The organism is Brevundimonas sp. Leaf363, assembly GCF_001424025.1.
Taxonomy (GTDB): domain Bacteria; phylum Pseudomonadota; class Alphaproteobacteria; order Caulobacterales; family Caulobacteraceae; genus Brevundimonas.
The window spans coordinates 1,372,686-1,398,442 of the sequence record NZ_LMPZ01000002.1 but is presented as its reverse complement, the minus strand read 5'-3'; the positions used below and the strand labels follow the sequence as shown (position 1 = coordinate 1,398,442).

Sequence of the window (25,757 nt, the reverse complement as noted above, 5' to 3'; positions counted from 1 at the left end):
GTCACCGCCAAGTCACAAGGTGAGCGATGGCGGACCAGGCCTCGACCGACGAAATGCAGTACGAGCGGTTGGCGCAGGACGCCCTGCGCGGCGTCGTGCGTGCAGCGCTGGAACGCGCGGCGTCAGAACGCGGCCTGCCCGGCGCGCACCATTTCTACATCACCTTCAAGACCCGCGGCGTGGGCGTCAGCCTGCCGCCGGACATTCTTGCCAAGTACCCCGACGAGATGACGGTGGTGCTGCAGCATCAGTTCGACGACCTGGCGGTCGAGCATGACCTGTTTTCGGTCAAGCTGCGCTTCGGCGGCGTGCCCAAGATCCTGACCGTGCCCTACAAGGCGGTGGTCCGCTTCTACGATCCCAGCGTCCAGTTCCTGCTGCAGTTCGAGCCGCCGGAATTGGTCCCGGAGATCGCGGCCGAACCCGAGCCTGAAGAGACGCCGCCGCCTCTGGTCTCGGACGGCCCGAAGGTCGTCTCGCTGGACCAGTTCCGAAAGAAGTAGTCAGCGGCGCGGATAGCTGCGGATCGTGATCCGCTCTCGCTCGCCCTCGCGCCGCTCGACCAGCAGGCGCGCAACCTGGCTGTCGTCGTGAAACAGATAGCCCTTGATGGCGTCCAGCAGCGCCTTGGCCAGGTTGTCGAGGTCCATCCAGGGCGGCTCGCCGACATGTTCCATAACGATCTCGACGACGTAGTCGCCGTAGGAGGGGCGCGAGCTCCACTCCTTGCGCATGAACTCATAGACCAAGGGCTTGTAGTACTTCGCCTGGGTCGTCAGGCCGTCGATGGTGATCTCCACCGTTTCACCGCTCTCACGCGCGCGGACCTTTCCGGTTCCGATCCAGCCGGCCGTCATCGCAGTCGGTCGCCTTGCCGCGTCATTCCTGCGTGCTACACGCCCGCACATCGCTTCGCCACGCCCGACGAGATTTGCCCATGACCGACGTCCGCACCGAAACCGACACATTCGGCCCGATCGAGGTGGCGGCGGATCGCTACTGGGGCGCGCAGGCGCAGCGCTCCTTGGGCAACTTCAAGATCGGCTGGGAGAAACAGCCTCTGCCGATCGTCCGGGCTCTGGGGATCGTCAAGCGCGCGGCGGCCGAAACGAACATGGCGCTGGGCAAGCTGGACCCGACCATCGGAAACGCCGTCGTGGCCGCCGCGAACGAGGTGATCGAGGGCAAGCTGGACGATCATTTCCCGCTGGTGGTCTGGCAAACCGGGTCGGGCACTCAATCGAACATGAACGCCAACGAGGTGATCTCGAACCGGGCGATCCAGATGCTGGGCGGCGAGATGGGCTCCAAGAAGCCCGTCCACCCCAACGATCACGTCAACATGAGCCAGTCGTCGAATGACACCTATCCGACGGCCATGCACGTGGCCTGTGCTGAAGAGGTGACGCACCGCCTGTTGCCGGCGCTGCAGATGCTGCGCAACGCCTTGAACGACAAGGCCGAGGCCTGGAAGTCGATCATCAAGATCGGCCGAACACACACCCAGGACGCCACGCCCCTGACGCTGGGCCAGGAGTTCAGCGCCTACGTCCAGCAGATCACCAAGGGCATCGAGCGGATCGAGAGCACCCTGCCCGACCTGATGCAGCTGGCACAGGGCGGCACCGCGGTCGGCACCGGCCTGAACGCGCCCATCGGTTTCGCCGAAGGCGTGGCCGAGAAGATCGCCCAGATCACGGGCCTCAGCTTCACCACGGCGCCGAACAAGTTCGAGGCCCTGGCCGCCCACGACGCCATGGTGATGAGCCACGGGGCGATCAACACGGTCGCCGCCTCGCTGTTCAAGATCGCCAACGATATCCGCCTGCTCGGCTCCGGCCCCCGCGCGGGTCTTGGCGAACTGTCGCTGCCGGAGAACGAGCCGGGCAGCTCCATCATGCCGGGCAAGGTCAATCCGACCCAGTGCGAGGCGATGACCCAGGTTTGCGTGCAGATCTTCGGCAACAACGCCGCCCTGACCTTCGCCGGGTCGCAGGGCCACTTCGAACTGAACGTCTACAATCCGGTGATGGCCTACAACTTCCTGCAGTCCGTGCGCTTGATGGCCGATGCGGCCGTCAGCTTCACCGACAACTGCGTAGTCGGCATCGAGCCGCGCCGCGACAACATCCAGAAGGGGCTGGAGAACAGCCTGATGCTGGTCACCGCCCTGAACGGCAAGCTGGGCTACGACGCCTGCGCCAAGATCGCCAAGACCGCCCACAAGAACGGCACCACCCTGCGCGAAGAAGCCGTCGGCGGCGGCTATCTGACGAACGAAGAGTTCGACCAGTATGTGCGGCCTGAGAAAATGATCTCGCCGGGCTGAGATGGCCGCGTGGGGTCGGAGCCTTGCGGCGGCGGTTTATTCCGCCGCCGTTTCGATTCAGGGTTTGTCGCGGATCGTGCGCCCCACCGGTGCAAGGGCCAGCTTGGCCAGCTCCAGGTCCTTCAGCGCGAACGGTATGCCGATGATGGAGACGAACTCCACCACGGCGACGATCAGGTGCGACAGGGCGATGTACCAGCCGGCGAACACGAACCACACGATGTTCAGCAACACGCCCAGGCAACCGGCCACCGGATGGGCGTCCTGCTGCCATACGATCTCCCGCCCGAACGGCCAGAAGGAATAGCTGGCGATCCGCCAGGCGGCGAACGCCCACGGCAGGCCGACGACGGTCAGCGCGAGGATCGCCCCGCCCAGCAACCACAAAAGGCCGGACAGCCACCCACCGAAGATGAGCCAAAGGATGTTGAGCAGAAGCCGGATCATGGCCTCAACATAACAACGGGCCCCGCCGTCGCCAGCGGGGCCCTCGTGAATTCGCGGTAAGGTCGAGCGTCGATCCCGCCCAAGGTTCCGACCCTCAACAGGTTCGCTGAAGCTGATCGATCAGTGCGGCTTTTCGGTCCAGCGCGCCTTGGCGTCGTCTTCGGTCAGGTTCAGGTGGACGTGCTTGTCGTCCACGCGCTCGACCCAGCTGACCGGGATCATGTGGTGTTTGAAGCCGCCGGCGAGGTCCAGCTTGGCTAGTTCGATCTGGTCGCCCATGACGTGATCGACGCGGCCGACGTGACCGCCGTCCGAACCCACGACTTCCAGATGTTCCTTGATGAGCGAGGCATCTACCATTCGGGTCTCTCCTGTCGGATGGATTGAGCCGTGAAAACGCAGCGGCGGCGCGCCGGTTGCCGAGGCACGCTCTGCGAACGGTGATGATGCTGGACCGCCGAGTTGAAACGCCGGTCTGGAGCATCCAGACTGCCGGCATGGCCGAAACCGTCAATCTCAACGCCGTCCGAAAGGCTCGGGCCAAGGCCGCCGACAAGGCGCAGGCCCAGGCCAATCGCGCCGCGCATGGCAGGACGCGAGCGCAGAAGGACGCCGCCGAAAAGGAACGGCAGCGCCTGTCGCGCCTTCTGGACGGATCGGAGCTGGAGGATTGAGCATGAGCTCGGCCGCGCCCCGGGCCCGCCCCGGCCTGATTGCCCTGCTGGTCGCGCGCCGGGTGAAAGGCGAGCGGGAGCGGCGACGCCTTATGGCGGAGGCCACGGCGCACCCCAGCAAGGACGCGGCGGAAGCGGCCCGAGAAGCCGCACAGACGACCAAGCGCTCCGGCTGGCTCCGGCGCTAGGCCTTCGGCGCTCGCACGACGAGCACCTGGCCGATCAGGACCAGCGCGATGCCGACCAAGGCCGACCAGCCGAACCGCGCGCCTTCGAAGACCGCCGAGACCAGAAGCGCGATCAGCGGCGTCAGGGCGCCGATATAGCTGGCCAGGGTATAGCCCCGACTGCGAGCGATCGTGAAATAGATCACGAACGCGATCACTGAGCCGAAGATCGACAGATAAAGCAGCGAGACGATGTAGCCTGGGGTCAGCGAGATCGACCAGTCGACGCCTGTGACCAGGCCGAAGATCGCGACCAGCCCAGTCCCGTACGTCATGGCCCAGGCCGTGGCCGGGACCACCCCCGAACCCGCCTTCTGGCCGCGGTAGGCGAAGTAGTTGGCGATGGTGGACGCGGCGGCGGCGGCGACTGCGAGCCCCACGCCCACAGCTCCGCCAGGTCCCAGCCGCGCACCGATCAGTTCTCCAGCCGACAGCACCGCGACGCCCGCGGCGCCTAGCGCGGCGCCCGCCCAGATGGAGCGCGTCGCCTTGTGCTTCTCCACGACCCGGAACAGCGTCAGGTTCATCAGCGCCATGCTGGCGAAGGCGACGGCGACGATGCCGGACGTGATCAGCCCCTCGGCCGCGTAGACAAAGGTGTAGCTGAGGGCGAAGGCGAACAGCCCCTGCCCCGCCGCCGCCAGATGCTGGGCGCGATTCAGGCGGATGCGCTGTCGCGTCGCCAGGCAGACCCCAAACAGGATCAGGGAGGCCAGACCGAAACGCCAGACAATCGACGCCGTCGGCTCCACCTCGCCCAATTGCCAGGTGATGGCGTACCAGGTCGTGCCCCAGATCAGGGCGCAGACGGCGACGCCGATCAGGCTCAGGGCCATGGGCGGAAGCGGCAAGGATGGGCGGGTCATCGTCGGGGCGTATCAAATCCTCTGGCGGTCTTCGTTGAACGGCGTCGCTGCGTCTGGCAAGCCGATAGCCATGCTGAAGAAGCGCTCCGTCTCGCTCGCCGGCCACGCCACCTCGGTGGCGCTGGAGCCGGAATTCTGGGCCGTTCTGGACCGCATCGCGGACGAACGGGGGCTTAGTCAGGCGGGGCTTCTTAAGGCGATCGACGCCGATCGCGGCCGCACGCCGCTGGCGTCGGCTTGCCGCCTCCTGGCGCTCGCTTGGGCGTCCGCAGAGCGTGATTGACAGCGGTCGCGGACCAGCGCTCTCTCACGCAAAGCTCGGGGAGGAGCACGCCATGACCACCGATCATCCCTTGATCCCGTCGATCGTCGTCGGCGGTCTGCTGGCCCTGGGCCTTCTGGGGTCAGGCGCGCTCGTCGGCCAGGGCATCGTCAACGCGCGCGCGGGTGATCGCTTCGTCACGGTGCGCGGCGCGGCGGAGCGGACGGTTCAGGCCGACTTGGCCGTATTGCCGCTGCGTTTCACGGCCTCGGGCGACGTGTTGTCGGACGTGCAGGCGCGCATCGACGGCGATCTGGCTATCGTGCGTCAGTTCCTGGCGGCCCAGGGCTATCCGGCCGATTCGGTCGATCTCGGCCGGCTGGAGGTTGCGGACACCCGCAGCCGTGAATACGCCAGCCAGACCGGCGGCCCCCGCTTCATTCTGGCGCAGACCGTGGTCGTGCGGACCGGCGACGTAGACCGGGTGCAGCAAACGACGCGGGCGTTGAACGATCTGATCCGTCAAGGCGTGGTTCTGCAGGACTTCGCCGGCCCGTCATACATCTTCACCAAGTTGAACGACGTACGGCCCGCCATGATCGCCGAGGCGACCGCCGCGGCACGCAGCGGCGGCGAGCAGTTCGCCAAGGACTCCGGTACGCCGCTGGGGGGCATTCGCCAGGCCAACCAGGGCTCGTTCGAGATTCTGGCGCGTGACGAGGCTGGTGATGAAGCCTCTTCGGTCACCAAGAAGGTGCGTGTCGTCGCAACGATAAGCTATCGCCTGAAGTAGCCGGCGCTAAAGCGCGGCTTCTGGACCGGCGGGTCGCCATCGATCTGCATAGATCGATGCATCGGTATTCGAGCGAACGTCGGGCCTGACTTTGGCCTTCGTGCTCATTATGTTCCGGGTTCAATGCCGATCGAATCCGACGTGACCGACCTTCCGACGCCCCGCATATCCGACCTCGCCCGCGCCCGCCCGCCCGAACCGGCGAGCGATTATCTGCGCGGCCTGAACACCGAACAGGCGGACGCCGTCCAGACGACCGAGGGCCCGGTGCTGGTGCTGGCGGGCGCCGGTACGGGCAAGACGCGCGTCCTGACCACCCGCCTCGCCCACATCCTGGCGACGGGCAAGGCGCGGCCGTGGGAGCTGCTGGTCGTCACCTTCACCAACAAGGCCGCGCGAGAGATGCGCGAGCGGATCACCCACCTGATCGGCCCGTCGGCCGAGGGCCTGCGCTGGCTGGGCACCTTCCACTCGGTCGCCGCACAGATCCTGCGGCGTCACGCCGAGCTTGTGGGGCTGAAATCCAGCTTCACCATCCTGGACACCGACGATCAGGAGCGGCTGCTCAAGCAACTGCTTGAGGCGGCCAACATCGACACCAAGCGCTGGACGCCCAAGTCGCTGGCCAATCTGATCGACCACTGGAAGAACCGCGGCTGGACGCCGGACAAGCTGCCGCCCGGCGAGGACTTCGCCAACGGCAAGGGCCAGAGCCTTTACGCCGCCTATCAGGCGCGGCTGGCGACGCTGAACGCCTGCGATTTCGGCGACCTGCTGCTGCACAACCTGACGATCCTGTCGAAGCACGCCGATATCGCGGAGGAGTACCGCCGCCGGTTCCGCTACATCCTGGTGGACGAGTACCAGGACACCAACGTCGCGCAGTATCTGTGGCTGCGGCTGCTGACATCCAGCACCGGCAACGTCTGCTGCGTGGGTGACGACGACCAGTCGATCTATGGCTGGCGCGGCGCCGAGGTGGACAACATCCTGCGGTTCGAGCGCGACTTCCCCGGCGCCAAGGTCATCCGGCTGGAGCGCAACTATCGCTCGACGCGGCACATCCTGGGCGCCGCCTCAGGCCTGATCGCCGCCAACAAGGACCGTCTCGGCAAGACGCTGTGGACCGAGGACCAGACGGGCGACAAGGTGCGCGTACGCGGGGTCTGGGACGGCGAGGCCGAGGCTCGGCTGATCGCCGACGAGATCGAGACGGCGCGCAAGACGGGTCGCAACTACAAGGACATGGCTGTCCTGGTTCGCGCCTCCTTCCAGATGCGGGCGTTCGAAGAGCGCTTCGTCATGCTGGCCATTCCCTACGCCGTCATCGGCGGCCCGCGCTTTTTCGAGCGGGCCGAGATCCGCGACGCCCACGCCTATCTGCGCCTGATCCAGTCGCCCGACGACGACCTGGCCTTCGAGCGGATCGTCAATGTGCCCAAGCGCGGCATCGGCGACACCAGCGTGCAGAAGGTGCTGCACATCGCCCGCCAGACCGGCGTCTCGGCCATGACCGCCGTGCGCGACCTGATCGGCTCGGACGAACTACAGGCGCGCACGCGCACCGCCCTGTCCAACTTCGTGCGCGACATGGATCGCTGGCGGATCCAGGCCCAATCGATCCCGCATTGGGAGCTGACCGAGATCATCCTTGAGGAGTCGGGCTACACCGACATGCAGAAGGCCGACCGCACCAGCGGCCAGACGCGGCTGGATAACCTGAAGGAGCTGACCCAGTCCATGCAGGCCTTCGACAGCCTGGGCGCCTATCTGGAGCACGTCTCGCTGGTCATGGATCTGGATCGCGGCGCCAACGACGATCCCGATGGCGCCGGGTCGGTGCAGATCATGACGCTGCACGGCGCCAAGGGGCTGGAATTCCCGCTGGTATTTCTGCCCGGCTGGGAGGAAGGCGTCTTCCCCAGCCAGCGCAGCATCGACGAGAAGGGCGAGAAGGGCCTCGAGGAGGAACGCCGCCTGGCTTACGTGGGCGTCACCCGCGCCAAGGCGGACGCGCGGATTTCGTTCGCCGCCAACCGGCTGGTCTACGGCCGCTGGACCTCGCAGCTGCCCAGCCGCTTCGTCGACGAACTGCCGATAGATCACGTCGATCCGCAGTCTGACACGGGCTACTATGGCGCCTCAGCCGGCATGAAGGAGGCCAAGAGCCGCTGGGACGACACGCCCGCCTTCGGCGCGGCCTACTCCTCACCGGGCTGGAAACGCGGCCAGGCCTTCGCCGCCGCCCAGGCGCCCGGCGCGAAGCCGGCCCGCCACGCCCTGATCGAAGGCGACGGCCGCCTCGTCGCCACCGCCGACCCCTCTGCCAGCTCCGGCTGGGTCAAGGGCGAGCGCGTTTTCCATCAGAAGTTCGGCTACGGAAACGTGCGCGTCATCGAGGGCAACAAGCTGGTCGTCGTGTTCGAAAAGGCCGGCGAGAAGAAGGTGATCGACACCTTTGTCGAGAAGGCGTGATGCGTCAGTCGCGCTGAGGCCGCATCGTCTCCCACGCGCCGACCGACAGCAGAACCGCCGTGGAAGCGACGCTCAGAACCAGGGGCGTGGTCCACGGCAAAATAAGCCATCCCGTGCCTAGCAGGGCGCAGCCCGCCAGTCTGGACCAGGCCATTTTGCGCCAGATCGCGAAGATCGCGATGGCCGTGCCGAGCAGGAATAAAGCGGGCCCGCCCAGCAGGGTTAGGGCCGCCGCCGTCGGGACGTGACCGCCCGGATGGGCCAGCACCAGTTCATCGCTGACAGCCACCACGATGATCCCGGCGATGACCAGAATGGGCGAATAGGTGAAGGCGCGGCGGGCCAGGCGGCCGGGGTCGCTGGCGTGCATGATGGCGCGGGACGCCGCCTCTTGCGCCCGGCCGAAGTAGAGCTGCCACATCGCCACCGTCGATAGGATGGCTGAGACAAAGGCGATCCAGACGGGAGCAGAGCTCCAGTCCAGCCCGGCGAAGGTCGCGCCCGAAACCAGCAGCGTCTCGCCCAGGCAGATGATGATGAACAGGCCGACCCGTTCGGCCATGTGGCCGCCCTCGACGGTCCAGTCTTCGGTGCGGGCGCGGCCCAGGCCGGGGACGTAGAAATAGAGGGCCGGCGAAACGTATTCGATGACCAGCGCGGCCAGCCAGAACCATAGCCGCTGCTCCGGTGCAGCAAGACCGCCCGCGATCCAGAAACCGGCCGAAGCCAGCAGCCAGACGAGGATGCGCTGAAAATTGCGAACCAGCATGGCGTTGGACCGCGCGGCCCACAGCATGAAGAGGGTCCGTCCGACCTGAATGGTCGCGAAGGCGATGGCGAAGGCCAGACCCGTCCCTTCGAAGGCGTGCGGCAAGGCGGCCGACATCACCAGCCCGATGCCCATCAAGGCGAACAGGGCGATCTGCACCGGCGCCCGCTCGGGGTCGAGCCAGTTGGTCACCCAGGAGGTGAAGATCCACGCCCACCATACCGCCGCCAGCATCATGGCCGCCTGCACAGCGCCCGTAGGCGTGAGGTGCGCCAGCAGCGCGTGGCTGACCTGGGTGATGGCAAAGACGAAGACCAGGTCGAAGAACAGCTCGACGAAGCCGACGCGGGCATGCTCGCCCGACCTCCGTTCCCGCAACAGACTCGCCATGCCGCCCTCACCCGATGGATGGTCAACCTGCAACGGCTAAGCCGTTCGGTAAACGCTTCCTTAGCCGAACCGGCCGAAGGCTTTCGCCGTGTCCCACCCGGCCGACAGACTAGAGCCTGAGAGCGCCCCGCCGTGGTGGGAGTTGCTGGGTGCGGGCGTCATTCTGGCGCTGCTGACCGGCGCGGTGATCGGGCCGGTGTTCGCTCCAACGCAGGCCGAGACGCCGATCCTGCGGCTTATCTGGCTGCCGGTTTACGCCTGGACGGTCGTGATGGTCGGTCTGCGGATCAAGAAGATCGGTTCCGCCTGGCCGGCGCTGATCGCCCTGCTGATGCTGGTCGGACTGACATTCATTTCGAAATACTGGTCGATCGATCCGTCGACGACGTCGCGGCGTGTCCTGGCCATGGCCATGAGCGGCACCTTCGCCGTCTATATCGGCGCGGTGTTCCGCGGGCCGCACCTGCCGCGCCTGTTGATGCACACCGGCTTGGTGCTGGGTGTCGGCAGCCTGCTGTTCGTCTTCCTGCTTCCGCGCATCGGCGTCCACCAGGACGTCAACGCCGGCCTGTGGCGGGGCCTTTGGTACGAGAAGAACCAGATGGGGATCGTCATGACGGCCTGTGCGGTCGCCTCCGCGGCGGTGCTGGCGTCGGACCTGCGGCGTTGGCTCATCCCGCTGGGGACCGTTGGGCTGAGCAGCCTTCTGGTGCTAGGCACCCAGTCAAAGACCTCGCTGCTGTGTCTGATGCTGGGCCTCGGTCTGGTCGGCGCCTTGTGGGCCATGCGAAAGGGCGGGCCGGTGCTGACGATCGTCGGCGCCTGGCTGGCGGTCGTTGGCGGCGGTGGCGGCGTCTGGCTGTGGAACACTCAGTCGGCGGCGATCCTGGAGGCCCTGGGCAAAGACCCGACGCTCACCGGCCGCACGCACATCTGGGCCAGCCTGATGCGCCGCGTCGCCGAGCGGCCGTGGACGGGCTACGGCTACAACGCCTTCTGGGGCAAGGAATCGATCCCCGCCATGTATGTGCGCCGCGAGACCGGCTGGGCCGTGCCCTCGGCGCACAACGGCTGGATCGACCTGCTGGTCCAGCTAGGCTGGCCAGGCGCGGTGCTGGTCGGCTCGCTGATGCTGATCGCGGCGCTGGTCACCTTGTGGCGGCTGGACGGCGCGGGCGCGCGCGAGGGCGGCTGGGGCTTCGCCTATCTGTGCGTCTTCTTCATGCTTAGCCTGTCCGAAAGTGTGCTGATGAGCCACCAGAGCCTGCCGTGGACTCTGGTGCTGGCGATCTTCACGCGGGCGATGCTGCCCGCCCCCCTCCCCGCTCGGGCGCCGCTTGCCCGGCGCGGGCGTCAGGCTTACGTGGCCGGCTCCCGAATCGCCTCAAGCTACGCACATGGCCGACCTGTTCTCCTTTGACGACGACGAACCCACGAAACCCGAGCCCAAGGCGGCTGAGCCGGCGCTGAAGCTGCAGGCCGTGGCCACGCCCCCGTCGCCGCCCAAGCCGGTCCCCGCACCGCCCCCCGTACATGCGGTCCCCGGAGGCTACGACGCCTCGTCCATCGAGGTGCTGGAGGGGCTGGAGCCCGTCCGCAAACGCCCGGGGATGTACATCGGCGGCACCGACGAGCGGGCGCTGCACCACCTGTTCGCTGAAGTCCTCGATAACGCCATGGACGAGGCGGTCGCCCGCCACGCCAAGACGATCAAGGTCGATCTTGACGCTGACGGCTATCTCTCGGTGTTCGACGACGGTCGGGGCATTCCCGTCGATCCGCACCCCAAGCATCCGGGCAAGTCGGCGCTGGAAGTCGTCATGACCGTGCTGCACTCGGGCGGGAAATTCTCGGGTAAGGCCTACGAGACATCCGGCGGCCTACACGGCGTCGGCGTTTCGGTCGTCAACGCCCTGTCGGAGCATCTGGACGTCACCGTCTGGCGCGACGGCTTCGAATGGAAGCAGTCCTTCTCGCGCGGCCACGTCCTGGCGCCGATCCAGCAGGTCGGCCCGTCCAAGAAGAAGGGCACCCTGATCCGGTTCAAGCCGGATGATGAAATCTTCGGCGTCGGCGCCGCCTTCAAGCCCGCGCGCCTGTTCCGCATGGCGCGGTCCAAGGCCTACCTGTTCCGCGGCGTCGAGATCAAATGGACCTGCGCGCCCGAGCGGACCACCGACGCCACGCCCGCCAGCGCCACCCTGCACTTCCCCGGCGGCCTGGCCGACGCTCTGGTCGATCGCATCGGAGAAATCGAGACCGTCACCCCCACCTTCGCCGGCCGGGTCGAGCGCAAGGGCGAAGCGGGCGCGGTCGAATGGGCCGTAACCTGGTCGCCGATCGGTTTCGGCGAGGCGGACGGCTTCGTCAGTTCCTACTGCAACACGGTGTCGACACCCGACGGCGGCACGCACGAGGCCGGCTTCCGCGCCGCACTGGTCAAGGGTCTGAAGGCTTACGGCGAACTGACCAACGAGAAACGCGCGGGCGTCATCACGGCCGAGGACGTCATCGCCAACGCAGGCGCCCTGATCAGCGTGTTCATCCGTAATCCCGAGTTCCAGGGCCAGACCAAGGACCGTCTATCCTCACCCGAGGGCGCGCGTCTGGTCGAGCAGTTGCTGCGCGATCCGCTGGACCACTGGCTGACCGAAAGTCCGAAACAGGCCAATCAGCTCTTGGGCTTCGTCATCGACCGCGCGGAAGAGCGGCTGAAACGTCGCAAGGACAAGGAGGTGCAGCGCGCCTCCGCCACCCGCAAGCTGCGTCTGCCGGGCAAGCTGGCCGACTGTTCCCGCCAAGGCGCCAACGGCACCGAACTGTTCATCGTCGAGGGCGATTCGGCCGGCGGCTCGGCCAAGCAGGCGCGCGATCGCACCACCCAGGCCATCCTGCCCCTGCGCGGCAAGATCCTGAACGTCGCCTCGGCCACGGCGGACAAGCTGCGGGCCAACGCCGAACTGTCGGACCTGACGCTGGCGCTGGGTGTGCATCCCGGCGCGCGCTTCAGCATCGACGACCTGCGCTATGAGCGGATCGTCATCATGACCGACGCCGACGTGGACGGGGCGCACATCGCGGCGCTGCTGATCACCTATTTCTACCGCGTGATGCCCGAGGTGATCCGCCAGGGCCGCCTGTTCATGGCCCTGCCCCCGCTTTACCGCATCCAGGCTGGCGCCCTGTCGGACTACGCCCGCGACGACGCCCACCGCGACGAACTGATGGCGACCACCTTCAAGGGCAAGAAGGTCGAGATCGGTCGCTTCAAGGGCCTAGGCGAGATGATGGCCTCGCAGCTGAAGGAGACCACCATGGATCCGAAGAAGCGCACCCTGGCCAAGATCGATCTGCCCACCGACGAAGCCGAGATTGAGGATCTGGTCGAGCGCTTGATGGGCAAGAAGGCCGAGGCCCGCTACCAGTTCATTCAGGACAACGCGCGGTTCGCCGTGGCGGACCTGGACGTCTAGGCGACCGGCGAGACCTTCGGCTTCAGTCCCTCGAGCTTGACCCGCAGCTCCCGGCGCAGGAACCACAGGGCGATCAGCATGTGGATCAGGACGGAGCAGGCCGACAGCCACCATACGTGTTCGAGCCGCGCCCACGGCTGGGTCGACAGCCAGATCGCTGGTCCGGTGAAGAAGATCAGGCGAGAGATGCTTCCGAACAGCGCCGGGCGGGTGTCGCCCAGGGCCTGGAAGGCGCCGGACGCCGTGAAGATGATGCCCGTCGCCACGAAGTTCAGCGAGATGATCCGCAGGAAGCCCGCGCCGACCTCGACGACGACCTGATCGGGCGCGAACAGGCCGATCATCCACTCCGGGCTGATCTGGCAAAGCAGGGTCAGCACCAGCATCAGGGCAGAGCTGATCACCGCCGCGTCCCGCACCGTACGGCGGACGCGGCCGCCCAGCCCGGCGCCGAAGTTCTGGCCCGCAACCGGGGCGACGGCGAAAGACACCGCCATGGCAGGCAGGAAGACCGCCTGCATCACCCGCCCGCCAACGCCGTAGCCGGCCTGGGCCTCCGGGCCGAAGTGGCGGATCACGCCGTAGACCACGCCCGTGGTGATGAACATCAGCACGAACTCGGCCGCCGACGGCAGGCCGATTCCAACGATGCGCCGCCACACCTTCAGCGCGATGGGCGCCATTTTCAGGGGCCCGACGAAAATCGTCTGCACCCGGTCGAACAGGAACAGCGCCCCGAGGAAGCCCGCCAACGCCGCGATCGAGCTGGCCAGACCGGCGCCGAACGTCCCAAGCGGCATGCCTGTGCCCCAGCCGGCCACCAGCACGGGCGCGAGGACAGCGTTCAGCAGCACCGTGCCCGTCTGCACCAGCATGGTCGGACGCACGACGCCCGCCGCCCGCAACGCCGAGCCCATGGCGTTGGACAGGAACATCAGCGCAAGCGCCGGCAGGAAGCCGTACAGATATCGCGTCCCCGCCTGCACGGTCGCCTCGTCCGCTGCCAGCAACCGCAGCGCCGGCTCCGCCAAGGCGTATCCCAGCACCAATACGGTCACCGCCAGGATGACCGACATCATCAGCGACTGGCGATAGACGGCATTGGCGTCGTCGAACGTCTTGCCGCCTATGGCCCGCGCGATCAGCGACAGCGCGCCCACGCCGACCATCTGAACCAGGGCCATGTTGAGGAAGAACAGATTGCCCGCCAGCCCGACGCCGGCGATCGCCGACGGGCCCAGGCGCGACACGAAATACAGGTCGATCAGGAAGTAGAGCGTCTGGAACAGCAGGCCCATGCCGATGAAGGCGGCCATGCCGACCAGCTTGCCCGTGATCGAGCCTTGGGTCAGATCCTGCTGCACGACGCCCGCCTTTCCTGCTGGAGAGGTCAGGCTAGCGACCACCGCCCCCTGCGGCAATCTGTCATGCCGCCGACGTCAGCGTCGGCCGGCGAGAAGCTCGTTGCGGACGTTGCGGCCCAGCGGATCGCGCGACTGCCAGGTCTCGCCGACATCCGCCTCAACCAGGGCCGAGCAGTAGCGCGAGATCATCATGATGCGCGGTCGCAGACCATTCAGACAGACACGGTCGCCCTCAAGCCGCCACTGGGCCGTCAATCGGCGTCCGTCCGAGAACTGCGCCGAATACCGGCCGTCACGCTCGAAAAAGTGCTTCACCCAGCCACCGTCCGGATAGTGCGAGACGATGGTGTTTCCGAAGGCGTCGGCCATGTCGGCCTTCGCCGGACCCGACGCGAAACCGATCGCCAGAGCGATCGCGGCCGCAAAAACGCGCATGCCAATAACCCCTACTCAGCCTCTCCCGCGGCCCAATATTTACAGATCGTTCATGATTGCAAGCGGCGCCGGAATACTTGACTGCGCCGTGGGGATATCTATATGGGCCCAAACCCGGGACAGGTCTGCGATGCGCGCCGCCCGTTCGCCCCAAGGCATGGGCGGTTCCGCGGTCTACGCACGAACGACCTCAATCCCAGGATTACATGACCGAATTTTCTGCGCTGGGCCTTTCGCCCACGACCCTCGCGGCCGTCGCCGACACCGGCTACACGACCGCCACCCCCATTCAGGAACAGGCCATTCCCGTCGCCCTGTCGGGCCGCGATGTTCTCGGCATCGCCCAGACCGGCACCGGCAAGACGGCCGCCTTCACCCTGCCCCTCGTCGATCGGCTGTCGTCCGGCCGGGCCCGCGCCCGCATGCCGCGCGCCATCGTCCTGGCCCCGACCCGCGAACTGGCCGACCAGGTCGCCGAGAGCTTCGCCAAATACGCCAAGGGCACCAAGCTGAGCTGGGTGCTGCTGATCGGCGGCGTCTCGATGGGCGACCAGGTCGCGGCGCTTAACAAGGGCGTGGACGTCCTTATCGCCACGCCGGGCCGCCTGCTGGACCTGTTCGAACGCGGCAAGATGCTGTTGACGGGCGTCGAGATCATGGTCGTCGATGAAGCCGACCGCATGCTGGACATGGGCTTCATCCCGGACATCGAACGCATCTTCAAACTGACGCCGCCGCGCCGCCAGACGCTCTTCTTCTCGGCCACCATGCCGCCGGAGATCACCCGGCTGACGACGCAATTCCTCAAGGATCCGACCCGGATCGAGGCCTCGCGCCCGGCCATGACGGCCGACACCATCACCCAGTACATCGTCCGCATCCCGACCTCGGACCCCAAGGCCAAGCGCACCGCGCTGCGCGCCCTGGTCGGCCGCGAGGACGTCAAGAACGGCATCGTCTTCTGCAATCGCAAGTCGGAAGTCGACATCGTCGCCAAATCGCTGAAAACGCATGGGTTCGACGCCGCGCCGATCCACGGAGATCTGGATCAAAGCCTGCGGATGAAGACGCTGGCAGACTTCCGATCCGGCGCACTCAAGCTGCTGGTGGCGTCCGACGTCGCCGCGCGCGGGCTGGATATCCCGGACGTCAGCCACGTCTTCAACTACGACGTCTCGCATCACGCAGATGACTACGTCCACCGCATCGGCCGCACCGGCCGTGCCGGCAAGACGGGTCAGGCCTTCATGATCGTGACCCCGGCCGACGACAAGTCGCTGGGCAAGGTGTTGAGCCTGATCAAGAAGGATCCGGTCGAGCTGACGCTGGACGGCATCGACTTCGCCGGGATCAAGGATCAGCCGCGCTCGGATCGGGAGCGCTCGGGTAGCCGGGATCGCGGGCGGGCCCGCCCCGAAGGCCGTGGCCGCCGCCCGCGCGAAGACGCCGCTGAGGTCGAAGCGACCGAAGCGCCCATCGTCGTCGAGCCCGCCCCGGAGGCGCCGGCGCCCGCCATCGACGCGGTCACCGCCTCGCCCGAGCCCGCCGCGGCCCGCACGCGTAGCCGCAGCCGTCGTCCTGCTCGCGCCGAGGCAACCGCAACCGCCGCGCCGGTGCCCGCGACGCCGCCGTCAAAGCCTGCCGTCGAGGCTGAAAAACCCCAGCCTCAGGCAGCTCCGCAAGGCCAGTCCTCGCGGGGCGGAAACGCCTTTGGGGGGGACATTCCCGCCTTCATGCGGCGCCCTGCCCCGCTGAAAACGCGCGCCTGAAGCGCTGCCTTAACCCGTCATTACGGTTCGAACGGTAGCGTATCCTCGACAAGTCAGAAGACGTTGTCGGGGGCTGCGCAATGACGACCGTGATCGAGACCGCTGTTCGGGGACCCGAGGCCTATGGCCTGGTCCGACGCGTGGTCGACGACATGGAGACGGCGAACGTCTGGCCGACGCCGCTGAACTTCGAGCTCTGGCTCCATTACTTCAGCGAGCCGGAAGGCCTGCTGGGGCGCGAGATCAAGCGCCTGCTCACCGCCAATGAGCCCTTTACCGAGGCCGTCGCCGAGATGCTGGCGGCCGAATATCTTCCGCGTGGACGTCTCTCGGACGAAATCCGTGACGCCGGCGCCGTGCTGGATCGGGAGTTGAACAGCGTGGCGGAGGCCATCGCCAGCGCCCACCGCACCCATGCCGACTACGGCGAGACCCTGGCCGACGCGGCCTCCAGCATGGCCAACGTCGACGGCGGCGCCGGCCTCAAGAAGCTGGTCTCCGGTCTGGCCAACGCCACCCGCAAGGTCCAGCGCGAGAACGCCAACCTCGAAAAGCGCCTCGAGAACTCAACCAACGAAGTCACACGCCTGCGCGAACACCTGGAACAGGTCCGCCGCGACGCCATGACCGACGCTCTGACCAATCTGGCCAATCGCAAGGCCTTCGACGAGACGCTCGCCAAGGCCTGTGTCGAAGCCGACAAGACAGGCCTGCCCGTGTGTCTGGCCGTCGTCGACATAGATCACTTCAAGCGCTTCAACGACACTTGGGGCCATCAGACCGGCGACCAGGTTCTGCGCTACGTCGCCAGCGTACTGGGCCGGGTCGCTCGCAACCCACGCACGGCCGCTCGCTATGGCGGCGAAGAGTTCGCCATGATTTTCCCGGGCGAAGTCGCGCGAGAGGTGGAAACCTGCCTGAACGCCATCCGCGAGGAAGTCGGCACCCGCGCCCTGCGCCGTCGCTCAACCAACGACGAACTCGGCGCCGTGACCATTTCCGCCGGCTTCGCTCAACGCATTCAAGGCGAAACTGCCTCAGCCCTGCTGGAACGCGCCGACGAGGCGCTCTATGCTTCGAAACGAGGCGGCCGAAATCGGGTGACGCCCGCCGCGCCGCCGCAACAGGCCGTGGCCGCCTGACGTAGTTTCGCCGCGCGACCTCGGCCATACTGGTCAGATGCGCAGCCTCGCCTTCGCCGTCGCCTACTGGTTCCTGTCGATCGCCTATACGCTCATGGCTGTCGTGGCGGCGCTCGCGCCCGGGCGGAAGGCGACCGGCTGGATCATCCGCCGCTATGTCCGCCGGATGGTCCAGGCCATGCGCCTGCTCGCCGGCATTCGCATCCAGTATCGCGGCGAAGACCGCCTGCCCGCCGGCGGCTTCATCATCGCCGCCAAGCACCAGAGTTGGGGCGACGGCTTCTCGGTCTACGACAGGTTCCAGGACCTGGCCTTCGTCACCGGCGACCATCTGGAGAAGTTCCCGCTGCTGGGCACCGTCCTGACCAAGCTGGGCGCCATCGTCGTCAATAACTGCGGCGGCCACAAAGCCCGCGCAGCGTTGAAGACCCGCGCCGCCCAGGCCCATGCCGAGGGTCGCCGCATCCTGATCTATCCCGAGGGCAACCTGGCGAAGGTGGGCGAGAAGTTCCGCTATCGCTCCGGCGTCTGGCACATGTACCGCGACTTCGACATGCCGGTCGTGCCGCTGGCCACCAACCTTGGCCTGTTCTGGCCAGGGGAGGAGTTTACCAAACATCCGGGCACGGCGACGCTGGAGTTCCTCGACCCCATCCCCACCGGCCTGCCCAAGGACGAGTTCCTCGCGCGGCTGGAGGCGGCGGTCGAGGGTCGAACCGCGGAACTGGTGTCCGAGGCGATGGGTCGGCCCGTGACGCCTGCGGTGCGGGTGCTGGCGCCGGATGAGCTCGCTAGGGCCGCGAAGACCGCTTCCGCGGCGGCTTCGGCCTGAACGCGACTTCGACAGCCCGCCGCGCCCACTCCAGCGCCTGTTCTGGATCGTCCATCGCCGCCGACGGCACCGACCAATAGGGCAAGGTCCGGCGCTTTTCGGGCGGTCCGTACTCGAACCGCACGCTGCCCTCCTCCGCCATCTCGGCCGCCAGAGCGTCGTCAGCCTTCAGCCAGATCGTGTCGCTGGACAGTATGGCGAACATCGCCCCGCCCTTCAGCGCGCCCGCGCCGCCGAACATCCGCTTGATCTCGAACCGGCCGAGGCCGGACAGGTGATCCTGAACCCAGTCGCCGAAGTCAGGATCCCACGCCATCAGGCCCGGGTCAGAGGCACGATGGTGACGCTCTCGCCACAGCCGCAGGCGTCCGTCTGGTTCGGGTTGTTGAACACGAACTTGGACGACAGCTTCGTCGTCTCGTAGTCGATCTCGGTGCCGATCAGGAACAGCACCGCCTTGGGCTCGATCAGGATTGTGACGCCCTTGTCCTCGACCACCTCGTCCAACGGCTGGACGGCGTCGGCGTAGGCAAAGGTGTATTCCTGGCCCGCACAGCCGCCGTTCTTCACTCCGACGCGCAGGCCGATATAGGGCTGCTCGGCATTGGCCATGATCTCCTGCACGCGCTCGGCCGCGCGGTCGGTCAGGGTGACCGCCTTGGGCCGGGGACGGCGGGCGCGGGGTGTGGCGGGCTGCAGATCGGTCATCAGAACATGTTCAAGGCGAGTTTCGCCTCGTCGCTCATCTTGGAGGAATCCCACGGCGGGTCGAACACCAGATTGGCGTGGGCGCTGCGAATGCCCTCCACCTTCAGCACCGCATCCTGCACCCAGCCGGGCATCTCGCCGGCCACCGGACAGCCGGGCGCGGTCAGGGTCATGTCGATCAGCACGTCGCGGTCGTCGGACACATCGACCTTGTAGATCAGGCCCAGCTCATAGATGTCGACCGGGATTTCCGGGTCATAAACCGTCTTCAGCGCCGCGATCAGTTCGTCGGTCAGCCGGTCGAGCTCGCCCTGCGACAGGGCGCTCTTCTGGGGTTCGTCCCAGGCCTCGGCGAAGGTCGGATTGTCGGTAATGCTCTGATCGTCCATGGGCTTACACGAAGAAGTTCCGCGCCTTGATCAGCGCTTCGGCGAACGCATCCGCGTCCTCCAGGGTGTTATATAGGGCGAAGGAGGCGCGCGTGCTCGATGTCACGCCCAGTCTTTTCGCCAGCGGCTCGGCGCAGTGCAGTCCGGCCCGCACGGCGACGCCGTACCGGTCCATGATCTGGGCCACATCATGGGCGTGGGCGCCCTCGACCGCAAAGGTCAGGATGGCGCCCTTCCCGGCCGCGTCGCCCAGCACGCGGATGCCGTTGACGCCGCGCAGCGCCTCGCGCGCCCGCTGGTACAGGGCCTCTTCATGCGCCCGCACCGCCGCACGGTCGAACTGGCCTAACCAGTCCAGGGCGACGCCCAGACCGATGGCCTCCAGGATCGGCGGCGTGCCGGCCTCGAACCGCGCGGGCGGCTTGGCGTAGGTGATGCGGTCTTTTTCGACCACGCCGATCATCTCGCCTCCGCCCTGATACGGCGGCAGGGCCTCCAGCGCCTCGGCCTTGCCATACAGCGCCCCGATGCCGGTGGGGCCGAACAGCTTGTGGCCGGTCAGGACGTAGAAGTCGCAGCCGATGGCCTGCACGTCCGGCGCGGCATGCACCGCGCCCTGACAGCCGTCGATAAGGACCTGAGCCCCCGCTGCATGAGCCATCCGCGTGATCTCGGCGACCGGATTGATGGTCCCCAACACGTTCGACATATGGGTGACCGCGACCATCCGCGTTTTCGGCCCCAGCAGGTCGGCATAGGCCGCCATGTCCAGCGAGCCGTCGTCGTGGATCGGGATCCACCGCAGCACCGCGCCCCGCCGCTCGCGCAGCAGATGCCACGGCACGATGTTGGAGTGGTGCTCCATCTCCGAGACGATGATTTCGTCGCCCGGCTGGAGGCTCTGGCCCAGCCCGTGCGCCACCAGATTGATCGCCTCGGTGCCGCCCTTGGTCCAGACGACCTGCTCGGACGTCTCGGCGTTCAGATAGCGTGCCACCACCTCGCGCGCGGCCTCATAGGCCTCGGTCGCCTCGTTCGACAGAGTGTGCAGGCCCCGGTGGACGTTGGCGTAGCCGCCCTCCATGGTCGCCACCAGGGCACCGATCACCGCGCGCGGCTTCTGCGCCGAGGCGGCGTTGTCCAGGTAAACCAGCGGCCGCCCGTTCACCTGTCGCGACAGGATCGGAAACTGCGCCCGCACCGCATAGGGATCGAAGGTCATTACAGGCGAGCCGTCAGCCATTCCCGCACCGTTTCTCTGGCCGCGTCATGCTCGATGCGGTCCACCACCTCGATCAGGAACGCCTGGGTCAGCAGGGCCCGCGCCTCACCTTCCGGAATGCCGCGCTGCTGCATGTAGAACAGGGCGCTTTCGTCCAGCGTGCCGACCGTATTGCCATGCGCGCACTGCACGTCGTCGGCATAGATGATCAGCTCGGGCTTGGCGTCGATCTCGGCCCGCTCTCCGGCGATCAGGGCGTGGTGCGCCATGCGGGCGTCCGTGCCGTCAGCGCCGCGTTCCACGACGATCTTGCCCTGGAAGACGCCCCGCGCCGTGTCGCCCGCCACGCCCTTGATCAGCTGGCTGGTCGCGCCGTCCGCCGCCAGATGCCGTACGGTCGAGGTCAAGTCTGACTGGCGCGATCCGTCCAGCACATAGACGCCGTCCATCCGCACATGCGCGCCCTGCGCAAAGTGCATCACGCGAGTCTCGAACCGCTGCAGCTTGGCGCCGGTGACCACGACGGTCTGACGAAACACGCCGCCCGCCTCGACCCGTACATCAGCCTCGGCGATGGAGATCGCATCCGCCGGCTCCTCGACCAGCACCACGCGCGTCACCTCGGCGCCGCCCGCGATGTGCAGGGCGATCTGGTTGTGCGCGACATAGGCTGAACCGCGCCCCTCATGGCTTTCCAGCAGCAGCAGCCGGGCCCCGGCCCGCGCCGCCACATCCACCTGCGCCGTGTGGCCGGTCCCGCTGGCGTCCGAGACGAAGCGCAGGCGCAGCGTCTGCTCGCCCTTTGCCACGAAGGCATCCGGCCCCTGCGCCGCGCCATTGGCGAAGGCCACCAGATCGCCGCCCATACCGTCGAACGGCCCGGCCGTGTCGATCTCGACGGTCGGCGAAGGCTCAGGCGCGTCGCGAAGATGACGCCGCAGGTCGCTGTATTTCCACGCCTCAGTGCGACGCGAGGGGAAGGTCGCGGCGTCGCGCAGGTTCAGGGCGGTGCTCACGCCGCCTGCGGCAGATACTTGTCGTACCCTTCCGCCTCCAGCTGCAGCGCCAGCTCCGGCCCGCCCGAGGCGACGATCCGCCCGGCCGCCAGAACGTGCACCCGGTCCGGTTTGATGTAGTCCAGGAGGCGCTGATAGTGGGTGATGACCAGCATGGACCGGTCGGGTCCGCGCAGGGCGTTCACCCCCTCCGACACGATCCGCAGGGCGTCGATGTCGAGGCCGGAATCGGTCTCGTCCAGGATCAGCAGCGACGGCTCCAGCAGGGCCATCTGCAGGATTTCCATCCGCTTCTTCTCACCGCCCGAGAAGCCGACGTTCAGCGGCCGCTTCAGCATGTCGAAATCCATCTTCAGCGCCGTCGCCGCCGCCCGCACCAGCTTCAGAAACTGCGGCGCCGTCACCTCGTCCTCACCGCGCGCCCGCTTCTGCGCGTTCAGCGCCGTGCGCACGAAGGTCAGGGCCGGCACGCCGGGAATCTCGATCGGATACTGGAACGACAGGAAGACGCCCGCCGCCGCCCGCTCGGCAGGCTCCAGCGCCAGCAGGTCGCGGCCGGCCCACTCGACCGAGCCCTCAGTGGCTTCATAGCCGGGCCGTCCCGACAGGGCGTATCCCAGCGTCGACTTGCCCGCCCCGTTCGGCCCCATGACGGCGTGTACTTCGCCGGCGGGAACGTCGAGCGTCAGCCCCTTGAGGATCGGCTTGTCGCCGACGGAGACGTGGAGGTTGGAGATAGAGAGCATCAACGTTCAAACCAATAATTATGCATGCGCCGCATGAAGTCGGCGTTGGTTACAGCAGCGCCAGAGGCATCACCGATAACCGAATCGATTCCGCAGTTCGGACAAAGAGCCGTGGCATCGTCGTCGGTCCATTCTTCGATCCGCGCGGGTTCAAAGTTGGTCTTGCAATAGAAGCAGCCGCACACAGCGCTTTGCTCGATTTGCGTCCGATGCAGTGACGCAAAGCTGTGCGCCTGACTCAGCTGCGCGGCCGGATTGAGGCCGCTCACCCCACGCTCCCCTCAAGGCTGATCGCTACCAGCTTCTGCGCCTCGACGGCGAACTCCATCGGCAGTTTCTGCATCACGTCGCGAACGAAGCCGTTGACCAGCAGAGCCACCGCCTCCTCCTGCGAAAGCCCGCGCTGCTGGGCGTAGAAGAGCTGGTCGTCGGACAGGCGGGTCGTCGTCGCCTCGTGCTCCAGCTGGGCTGAGCCGTTGCGGGCCTCGATGTACGGGATGGTGTGCGAGCCGCATTCCTTGCCGATCAGCAGGCTGTCGCACTGGGTGAAGTTGCGCACACCCGTCGCCTTCGGATGCACCGAAATCAGGCCGCGATAGGTCGAGTCCGACTTGCCCGCCGAGACCGCCTTGGCGATGATCCGCGACTTCGAATTCTTGCCCAGATGGATCATCTTGGTGCCGGTGTCGGCCTGCTGATGTCCGTTGGTGATGGCGATGGAATAGAACTCGCCCGAGCTTTCCTCGCCGCGCAGGACGCAGGACGGGTATTTCCAGGTCACGGCCGAACCGGTCTCCACCTGGGTCCACGACACCTTCGACCGGTGGCCGCGGCAATCGGCGCGCTTGGTGACGAAGTTGTAGATGCCGCCCTTGCCCTCGGCGTCGCCGGGGTACCAATTTTGGACCGTCGAATATTTGATCTCGGCGTCGTCCAGCGCGACTAATTCAACCACCGCCGCGTGCAGCTGGTTCTCGTCACGCATCGGCGCGGTGCAGCCCTCCAGGTAGGAGACGTAGCTGCCCTTGTCGGCGATGATCAGGGTGCGTTCGAACTGGCCGGTCTGGCTCGCATTGATGCGGAAATAGGTCGACAGCTCCATCGGGCATTTCACGCCCGGCGGGATGTAGACGAACGACCCATCGCTGAAGACGGCCGAGTTCAGCGCCGCGAAATAGTTGTCCGAGACCGGCACGACCGATCCCAGATATTGCCGCACTAGCTCAGGATATTCGCGCAAGGCCTCGGAAATCGGCATGAAAATCACGCCAACCTTGGCCAGTTCCTCCTTGAAGGTCGTGACCACGCTGACGCTGTCGAACACCGCGTCCACCGCCACGCGCGGCGCACCCTGCACGCCCGCCAGCACCTCCTGCTCCTTCAGCGGGATGCCCAGCTTCTTGTAGATCTCCAGGATTTCGGGATCGACGTCGTCCAGGCTGGCGGGCCCGACCTTCTGCTTCGGCGCCGCATAGTAAAACAGCGACTGGTAATCGACCGGCTCGTATTTCACGGCCGCCCAGGTCGGCTCTTCCATCACCAGCCAGCGCTCATAGGCGGCCAGACGCCATTCCAGCATCCACTCCGGCTCGCCCTTCTTTTCGGAGATGAAGCGCACGATGTCCGCGTTCAGGCCACGCGGCGCGTATTCCGTTTCGATGTCCGATGTGAAGCCATGCTCGTACTTTTCCAGCGCGGCGACGGCGTCGATGGTTTCCTGAACGGCGGCCATTACGCGGCCCTCTCGATACGGCGCGCACGGAAGGCGCGGTAACTGTCGATCCAGGCGTCGGCGAACCGCGCCCAGTCGTCCTCAGTGGTGTTCCAGCCGCCGGTCGCGCGGATGACCCCGCCCGCCAGCCGGTCCAGCTTCATGGCGCTCAGCACCGGCGAACGGGCGACCTTGCCCGACGAACAGGCCGATCCCGCCGAGACCATCACCCCCGCCAGATCCAGCGCCATGACCTGAAGCTCGCTGGCCCAGTCCTCGACCGCCGCCGACAGCACGTGCGGCAGGATCCAGGCGCCGTCGCCGATGCTCTCGGCGCCCTCGGCCATCATCCGCGCCAGCGCCGCGTCGCGCCACGGCTCCTGGCGATTGATGGCGTCCAGATCGCGCCCGGCCGCCTCGGCCGCCGCGCCGAACCCGGCGATGGCCGCGACATTCTCTGTGCCCGCACGCAGGCCGCGCTCCTGCCCGCCGCCTCGCACGACGGCGCTCAACGCCTTGCCCGTGATGTTGATCAGCGCGCCCACGCCCTGCGGTCCGCCGATCTTGTGCGCCGAGATGGCGACCGTATCCCCCCAGCGGATCGACGGCATCTTGCCCGCGCCCTGCGCCGCATCGACGTGCAGCCACGAGCCGAAGCGAGCGCAGACGTCAGCCACCTCGGGGAAGGTTTGAACCACCCCCGTCTCGCTATTGGCCAGTTGCAACAGCACCTGCGCCGGCGCGCCGTCCTTCAGTCGATCCGCCAATTCATGCATCGAGACGAGGCCGTTCTCCTCGACCTCCAGCCACTCAACCGGCAAGCCCGCCGCGCGCGCGGGCTCTAGCACCGACGGATGCTCTGTCGGATTGACGATCAGCCGCTCGACGCCCGCCGCCACGGCCGACTGGATGGCCAGCGCATTGGCCTCGGTGCCCGAGCCGGTGAATGTCACGTCTTGGGCCGTCACCCCGGCAAGCGCCGCGACCTGGCCGCGCGCCGTCTCGACGCGCGCCCGCGCACGCCGCCCGGCCGCATGCACCGACGACGGATTGCCGACCTCGGCCAGCGCCGCCGTCATGGCCGCCAGGGCCTCGGGCCTCAGCGGCGAGGACGCATTATGATCGAGGTAGACGCTCACGCCGCCACCCCCACGGCGTCCGGCGCGCCCAGATCGGCAGGCCGGCGGCTCGTCCGCTTGGCGATCACATCGGCCAGGCTGACGCCCGACAGATACCGATGGATTTCCTCGCCCAGGTCTTCCCACAGGTGATGGGTAATACAGCGCTCGCCCGACACCATGCAGCCGCGGGGTGATGCATGGCCGGAACAGCGGGTCGCACGGATCGGTTCGTCCACCGCCAGCACGATCTCGGCCACCGCCGTGTCGTTCGCGGCGCGGGAGAGGCGATAGCCGCCACCGGGCCCCCGCACGCTGACGACCAGCCCGCCCTTGCGCAGGCGCGCGAACAATTGCTCCAAATAGCTCAGCGAGATTTCCTGACGCGCCGCGATTTCAGCCAGCGAAACGGCGCGATCGCGGCCGTCGTCGCCCCGCCCGTTCCGGGCCAGGTCGGCCATCGCCATCACGGCGTATCGTCCCTTGGTCGACAGGCGCATGGCCATCCTCAAAATTGGCGCGCGTCGCGAAGGTCCTGTGCTAGAACCCGCGCCTTCGCAGCGGCGGCGACACGCGGGCCGGACTTAGAAAGTCCTACCC

General features: G+C 67.0%; 29 protein-coding genes. 12 read left to right on the top strand and 17 right to left on the bottom strand.

All coding sequences use genetic code 11. The annotated features are described in order from the left end of the window. Nucleotides 1-26 precede the first annotated feature (26 nt). On the top strand, nucleotides 27-503 hold the full coding sequence (locus tag ASG17_RS10035) for an SspB family protein (RefSeq protein ID WP_056102538.1): 477 nt from the start codon (nucleotides 27-29) through the stop codon (nucleotides 501-503). Here the strand turns inward: ASG17_RS10035 and ASG17_RS10030 are convergent, their stop codons facing one another. Then, complete coding sequence (locus tag ASG17_RS10030; RefSeq protein WP_056102535.1) at nucleotides 504-857, bottom strand: RusA family crossover junction endodeoxyribonuclease; 354 nt, start codon at nucleotides 855-857, stop codon at nucleotides 504-506. An 80-nt stretch (nucleotides 858-937) separates the two neighbouring features. On the opposite strand from ASG17_RS10030, the gene fumC reads away from it, so the two are divergent. Then, nucleotides 938-2,329: a class II fumarate hydratase gene (gene fumC / locus ASG17_RS10025; protein ID WP_056102532.1), complete on the top strand. Its 1,392-nt coding sequence runs from the start codon at nucleotides 938-940 to the stop codon at nucleotides 2,327-2,329. Between the two features lie 57 nt (nucleotides 2,330-2,386). On the opposite strand, the gene ASG17_RS10020 is transcribed toward fumC, so the two are convergent. After that, nucleotides 2,387-2,776: a YccF domain-containing protein gene (locus ASG17_RS10020; RefSeq protein WP_056102529.1), complete on the bottom strand. Its 390-nt coding sequence runs from the start codon at nucleotides 2,774-2,776 to the stop codon at nucleotides 2,387-2,389. Between the two features lie 120 nt (nucleotides 2,777-2,896). After that, on the bottom strand, nucleotides 2,897-3,136 hold the full coding sequence (locus ASG17_RS10015) for a DUF2171 domain-containing protein (RefSeq protein WP_056102526.1): 240 nt from the start codon (nucleotides 3,134-3,136) through the stop codon (nucleotides 2,897-2,899). A gap of 83 nt (nucleotides 3,137-3,219) precedes the next feature. Here ASG17_RS10015 and ASG17_RS10010 point away from each other — a divergent pair, with 83 nt between their 5' ends. Together ASG17_RS10010 and ASG17_RS10005 are read left to right on the top strand one after the other, a co-directional pair. Then, entirely contained in the window at nucleotides 3,220-3,450 is a 231-nt protein-coding gene (locus ASG17_RS10010) for a DUF4169 family protein (RefSeq protein ID WP_056102523.1), read from the top strand. 2 nt (nucleotides 3,451-3,452) lie between these two features. Beyond that, complete coding sequence (locus ASG17_RS10005; RefSeq protein ID WP_056102520.1) at nucleotides 3,453-3,638, top strand: hypothetical protein; 186 nt, start codon at nucleotides 3,453-3,455, stop codon at nucleotides 3,636-3,638. Here ASG17_RS10005 and ASG17_RS10000 read toward each other — a convergent pair. Further along, entirely contained in the window at nucleotides 3,635-4,513 is an 879-nt protein-coding gene (locus ASG17_RS10000) for a DMT family transporter (protein ID WP_056102518.1), read from the bottom strand. The two genes, ASG17_RS10005 and ASG17_RS10000, sit on opposite strands and share 4 nt — an antisense overlap. A gap of 94 nt (nucleotides 4,514-4,607) precedes the next feature. Here ASG17_RS10000 and ASG17_RS09995 point away from each other — a divergent pair, with 94 nt between their 5' ends. From ASG17_RS09995 to ASG17_RS09985, 3 genes are all read left to right on the top strand, one after another. Then, nucleotides 4,608-4,826 carry a ribbon-helix-helix domain-containing protein gene (locus ASG17_RS09995; RefSeq protein WP_200935074.1) on the top strand — a complete coding sequence of 73 codons (219 nt, stop codon included), beginning with the start codon at nucleotides 4,608-4,610 and terminating at the stop codon, nucleotides 4,824-4,826. A gap of 52 nt (nucleotides 4,827-4,878) precedes the next feature. Further along, nucleotides 4,879-5,598 carry an SIMPL domain-containing protein gene (locus tag ASG17_RS09990; RefSeq protein ID WP_056102515.1) on the top strand — a complete coding sequence of 240 codons (720 nt, stop codon included), beginning with the start codon at nucleotides 4,879-4,881 and terminating at the stop codon, nucleotides 5,596-5,598. A 123-nt stretch (nucleotides 5,599-5,721) separates the two neighbouring features. After that, a complete protein-coding gene (locus tag ASG17_RS09985) occupies nucleotides 5,722-8,073 on the top strand; it encodes an ATP-dependent helicase (protein WP_056102512.1) in 2,352 nt (783 codons plus the stop codon). A 4-nt stretch (nucleotides 8,074-8,077) separates the two neighbouring features. Here ASG17_RS09985 and ASG17_RS09980 read toward each other — a convergent pair whose 3' ends face one another. After that, on the bottom strand, nucleotides 8,078-9,232 hold the full coding sequence (locus ASG17_RS09980) for a low temperature requirement protein A (RefSeq protein WP_056102509.1): 1,155 nt from the start codon (nucleotides 9,230-9,232) through the stop codon (nucleotides 8,078-8,080). Between the two features lie 88 nt (nucleotides 9,233-9,320). On the opposite strand from ASG17_RS09980, the gene ASG17_RS09975 reads away from it, so the two are divergent. Then, entirely contained in the window at nucleotides 9,321-10,652 is a 1,332-nt protein-coding gene (locus ASG17_RS09975) for an O-antigen ligase (protein ID WP_056102507.1), read from the top strand. Then, nucleotides 10,630-12,705 (top strand): DNA topoisomerase IV subunit B, encoded by a 2,076-nt coding sequence (gene parE / locus ASG17_RS09970; RefSeq protein WP_056102503.1) that lies wholly within the window; start codon nucleotides 10,630-10,632, stop codon nucleotides 12,703-12,705. Before ASG17_RS09975 ends, parE begins: the two co-directional genes overlap by 23 nt. On the opposite strand, the gene ASG17_RS09965 is transcribed toward parE, so the two are convergent. Both ASG17_RS09965 and ASG17_RS09960 read right to left on the bottom strand, forming a co-directional pair. After that, a complete protein-coding gene (locus tag ASG17_RS09965) occupies nucleotides 12,702-14,069 on the bottom strand; it encodes an MATE family efflux transporter (RefSeq protein WP_200935052.1) in 1,368 nt (455 codons plus the stop codon). The two genes, parE and ASG17_RS09965, sit on opposite strands and share 4 nt — an antisense overlap. 75 nt (nucleotides 14,070-14,144) lie before the next feature. Further along, nucleotides 14,145-14,504: a hypothetical protein gene (locus tag ASG17_RS09960; protein WP_056102500.1), complete on the bottom strand. Its 360-nt coding sequence runs from the start codon at nucleotides 14,502-14,504 to the stop codon at nucleotides 14,145-14,147. 206 nt (nucleotides 14,505-14,710) lie between these two features. On the opposite strand from ASG17_RS09960, the gene ASG17_RS09955 reads away from it, so the two are divergent. The 3 genes from ASG17_RS09955 to ASG17_RS09945 all read left to right on the top strand — a co-directional run bounded on the left by ASG17_RS09955 (nucleotide 14,711) and on the right by ASG17_RS09945 (nucleotide 18,247). Beyond that, nucleotides 14,711-16,273 carry a DEAD/DEAH box helicase gene (locus ASG17_RS09955; protein ID WP_056102497.1) on the top strand — a complete coding sequence of 521 codons (1,563 nt, stop codon included), beginning with the start codon at nucleotides 14,711-14,713 and terminating at the stop codon, nucleotides 16,271-16,273. Between the two features lie 80 nt (nucleotides 16,274-16,353). Next, nucleotides 16,354-17,415 (top strand): diguanylate cyclase, encoded by a 1,062-nt coding sequence (locus ASG17_RS09950; protein WP_056102493.1) that lies wholly within the window; start codon nucleotides 16,354-16,356, stop codon nucleotides 17,413-17,415. Nucleotides 17,416-17,452: 37 nt separating this feature from the next. Next, nucleotides 17,453-18,247: a 1-acyl-sn-glycerol-3-phosphate acyltransferase gene (locus ASG17_RS09945; RefSeq protein ID WP_056102490.1), complete on the top strand. Its 795-nt coding sequence runs from the start codon at nucleotides 17,453-17,455 to the stop codon at nucleotides 18,245-18,247. Here the strand turns inward: ASG17_RS09945 and ASG17_RS09940 are convergent. Genes ASG17_RS09940 through ASG17_RS09900 form a run of 10 tightly spaced genes read right to left on the bottom strand, consistent with a single transcriptional unit; the run spans nucleotide 18,207 to nucleotide 25,657 of the window. After that, nucleotides 18,207-18,563 (bottom strand): TfoX/Sxy family protein, encoded by a 357-nt coding sequence (locus ASG17_RS09940; protein WP_056102487.1) that lies wholly within the window; start codon nucleotides 18,561-18,563, stop codon nucleotides 18,207-18,209. The two genes, ASG17_RS09945 and ASG17_RS09940, sit on opposite strands and share 41 nt — an antisense overlap. Beyond that, entirely contained in the window at nucleotides 18,563-18,955 is a 393-nt protein-coding gene (locus tag ASG17_RS09935; protein WP_056102483.1) for an iron-sulfur cluster assembly accessory protein, read from the bottom strand. The genes ASG17_RS09940 and ASG17_RS09935 overlap by 1 nt, the downstream gene beginning before the upstream one ends. Further along, entirely contained in the window at nucleotides 18,955-19,344 is a 390-nt protein-coding gene (locus ASG17_RS09930) for an SUF system Fe-S cluster assembly protein (RefSeq protein ID WP_056102480.1), read from the bottom strand. Before ASG17_RS09930 ends, ASG17_RS09935 begins: the two co-directional genes overlap by 1 nt. A 4-nt stretch (nucleotides 19,345-19,348) precedes the next feature. Then, nucleotides 19,349-20,587, bottom strand: coding sequence for an aminotransferase class V-fold PLP-dependent enzyme (locus tag ASG17_RS09925; RefSeq protein ID WP_056102475.1), 1,239 nt, complete (start codon nucleotides 20,585-20,587; stop codon nucleotides 19,349-19,351). Then, on the bottom strand, nucleotides 20,566-21,582 hold the full coding sequence (gene sufD, locus ASG17_RS09920; protein ID WP_056102473.1) for a Fe-S cluster assembly protein SufD: 1,017 nt from the start codon (nucleotides 21,580-21,582) through the stop codon (nucleotides 20,566-20,568). The genes ASG17_RS09925 and sufD overlap by 22 nt, the downstream gene beginning before the upstream one ends. After that, nucleotides 21,579-22,328, bottom strand: coding sequence for a Fe-S cluster assembly ATPase SufC (gene sufC / locus ASG17_RS09915; protein ID WP_056102471.1), 750 nt, complete (start codon nucleotides 22,326-22,328; stop codon nucleotides 21,579-21,581). Before sufC ends, sufD begins: the two co-directional genes overlap by 4 nt. Further along, a complete protein-coding gene (locus tag ASG17_RS15195; RefSeq protein ID WP_200935051.1) occupies nucleotides 22,328-22,597 on the bottom strand; it encodes a cytoplasmic protein in 270 nt (89 codons plus the stop codon). The genes sufC and ASG17_RS15195 overlap by 1 nt, the downstream gene beginning before the upstream one ends. After that, complete coding sequence (sufB, locus tag ASG17_RS09910; RefSeq protein WP_056102467.1) at nucleotides 22,594-24,060, bottom strand: Fe-S cluster assembly protein SufB; 1,467 nt, start codon at nucleotides 24,058-24,060, stop codon at nucleotides 22,594-22,596. Before sufB ends, ASG17_RS15195 begins: the two co-directional genes overlap by 4 nt. Continuing rightward, the gene (locus ASG17_RS09905) at nucleotides 24,060-25,178 is read right to left on the bottom strand and encodes a cysteine desulfurase family protein (protein ID WP_056102463.1); all 1,119 of its coding nucleotides are present in this window, start codon (nucleotides 25,176-25,178) and stop codon (nucleotides 24,060-24,062) included. The genes sufB and ASG17_RS09905 overlap by 1 nt, the downstream gene beginning before the upstream one ends. Next, on the bottom strand, nucleotides 25,175-25,657 hold the full coding sequence (locus ASG17_RS09900) for an Rrf2 family transcriptional regulator (protein ID WP_056103405.1): 483 nt from the start codon (nucleotides 25,655-25,657) through the stop codon (nucleotides 25,175-25,177). Before ASG17_RS09900 ends, ASG17_RS09905 begins: the two co-directional genes overlap by 4 nt. Nucleotides 25,658-25,757 lie beyond the last annotated feature (100 nt).

Bases quoted from the DNA above. Each gene is read 5' to 3' on its own strand.
- ASG17_RS10035 (WP_056102538.1), top strand. From the start codon at position 27: ATGGCGGACCAGGCCTCGACCGACGAAATGCAGTACGAGCGGTTGGCG.
- ASG17_RS10030 (WP_056102535.1), bottom strand. From the start codon at position 857: ATGACGGCCGGCTGGATCGGAACCGGAAAGGTCCGCGCGCGTGAGAGC.
- fumC (WP_056102532.1), top strand. From the start codon at position 938: ATGACCGACGTCCGCACCGAAACCGACACATTCGGCCCGATCGAGGTG.
- ASG17_RS10020 (WP_056102529.1), bottom strand. From the start codon at position 2,776: ATGATCCGGCTTCTGCTCAACATCCTTTGGCTCATCTTCGGTGGGTGG.
- ASG17_RS10015 (WP_056102526.1), bottom strand. From the start codon at position 3,136: ATGGTAGATGCCTCGCTCATCAAGGAACATCTGGAAGTCGTGGGTTCG.
- ASG17_RS10010 (WP_056102523.1), top strand. From the start codon at position 3,220: ATGATGCTGGACCGCCGAGTTGAAACGCCGGTCTGGAGCATCCAGACT.
- ASG17_RS10005 (WP_056102520.1), top strand. From the start codon at position 3,453: ATGAGCTCGGCCGCGCCCCGGGCCCGCCCCGGCCTGATTGCCCTGCTG.
- ASG17_RS10000 (WP_056102518.1), bottom strand. From the start codon at position 4,513: ATGGCCCTGAGCCTGATCGGCGTCGCCGTCTGCGCCCTGATCTGGGGC.
- ASG17_RS09990 (WP_056102515.1), top strand. From the start codon at position 4,879: ATGACCACCGATCATCCCTTGATCCCGTCGATCGTCGTCGGCGGTCTG.
- ASG17_RS09985 (WP_056102512.1), top strand. From the start codon at position 5,722: ATGCCGATCGAATCCGACGTGACCGACCTTCCGACGCCCCGCATATCC.
- ASG17_RS09980 (WP_056102509.1), bottom strand. From the start codon at position 9,232: ATGGCGAGTCTGTTGCGGGAACGGAGGTCGGGCGAGCATGCCCGCGTC.
- parE (WP_056102503.1), top strand. From the start codon at position 10,630: ATGGCCGACCTGTTCTCCTTTGACGACGACGAACCCACGAAACCCGAG.
- ASG17_RS09960 (WP_056102500.1), bottom strand. From the start codon at position 14,504: ATGCGCGTTTTTGCGGCCGCGATCGCTCTGGCGATCGGTTTCGCGTCG.
- ASG17_RS09955 (WP_056102497.1), top strand. From the start codon at position 14,711: ATGACCGAATTTTCTGCGCTGGGCCTTTCGCCCACGACCCTCGCGGCC.
- ASG17_RS09950 (WP_056102493.1), top strand. From the start codon at position 16,354: ATGACGACCGTGATCGAGACCGCTGTTCGGGGACCCGAGGCCTATGGC.
- ASG17_RS09945 (WP_056102490.1), top strand. From the start codon at position 17,453: ATGCGCAGCCTCGCCTTCGCCGTCGCCTACTGGTTCCTGTCGATCGCC.
- ASG17_RS09940 (WP_056102487.1), bottom strand. From the start codon at position 18,563: ATGGCGTGGGATCCTGACTTCGGCGACTGGGTTCAGGATCACCTGTCC.
- ASG17_RS09935 (WP_056102483.1), bottom strand. From the start codon at position 18,955: ATGACCGATCTGCAGCCCGCCACACCCCGCGCCCGCCGTCCCCGGCCC.
- ASG17_RS09930 (WP_056102480.1), bottom strand. From the start codon at position 19,344: ATGGACGATCAGAGCATTACCGACAATCCGACCTTCGCCGAGGCCTGG.
- ASG17_RS09925 (WP_056102475.1), bottom strand. From the start codon at position 20,587: ATGGCTGACGGCTCGCCTGTAATGACCTTCGATCCCTATGCGGTGCGG.
- sufC (WP_056102471.1), bottom strand. From the start codon at position 22,328: ATGCTCTCTATCTCCAACCTCCACGTCTCCGTCGGCGACAAGCCGATC.
- sufB (WP_056102467.1), bottom strand. From the start codon at position 24,060: ATGGCCGCCGTTCAGGAAACCATCGACGCCGTCGCCGCGCTGGAAAAG.
- ASG17_RS09900 (WP_056103405.1), bottom strand. From the start codon at position 25,657: ATGCGCCTGTCGACCAAGGGACGATACGCCGTGATGGCGATGGCCGAC.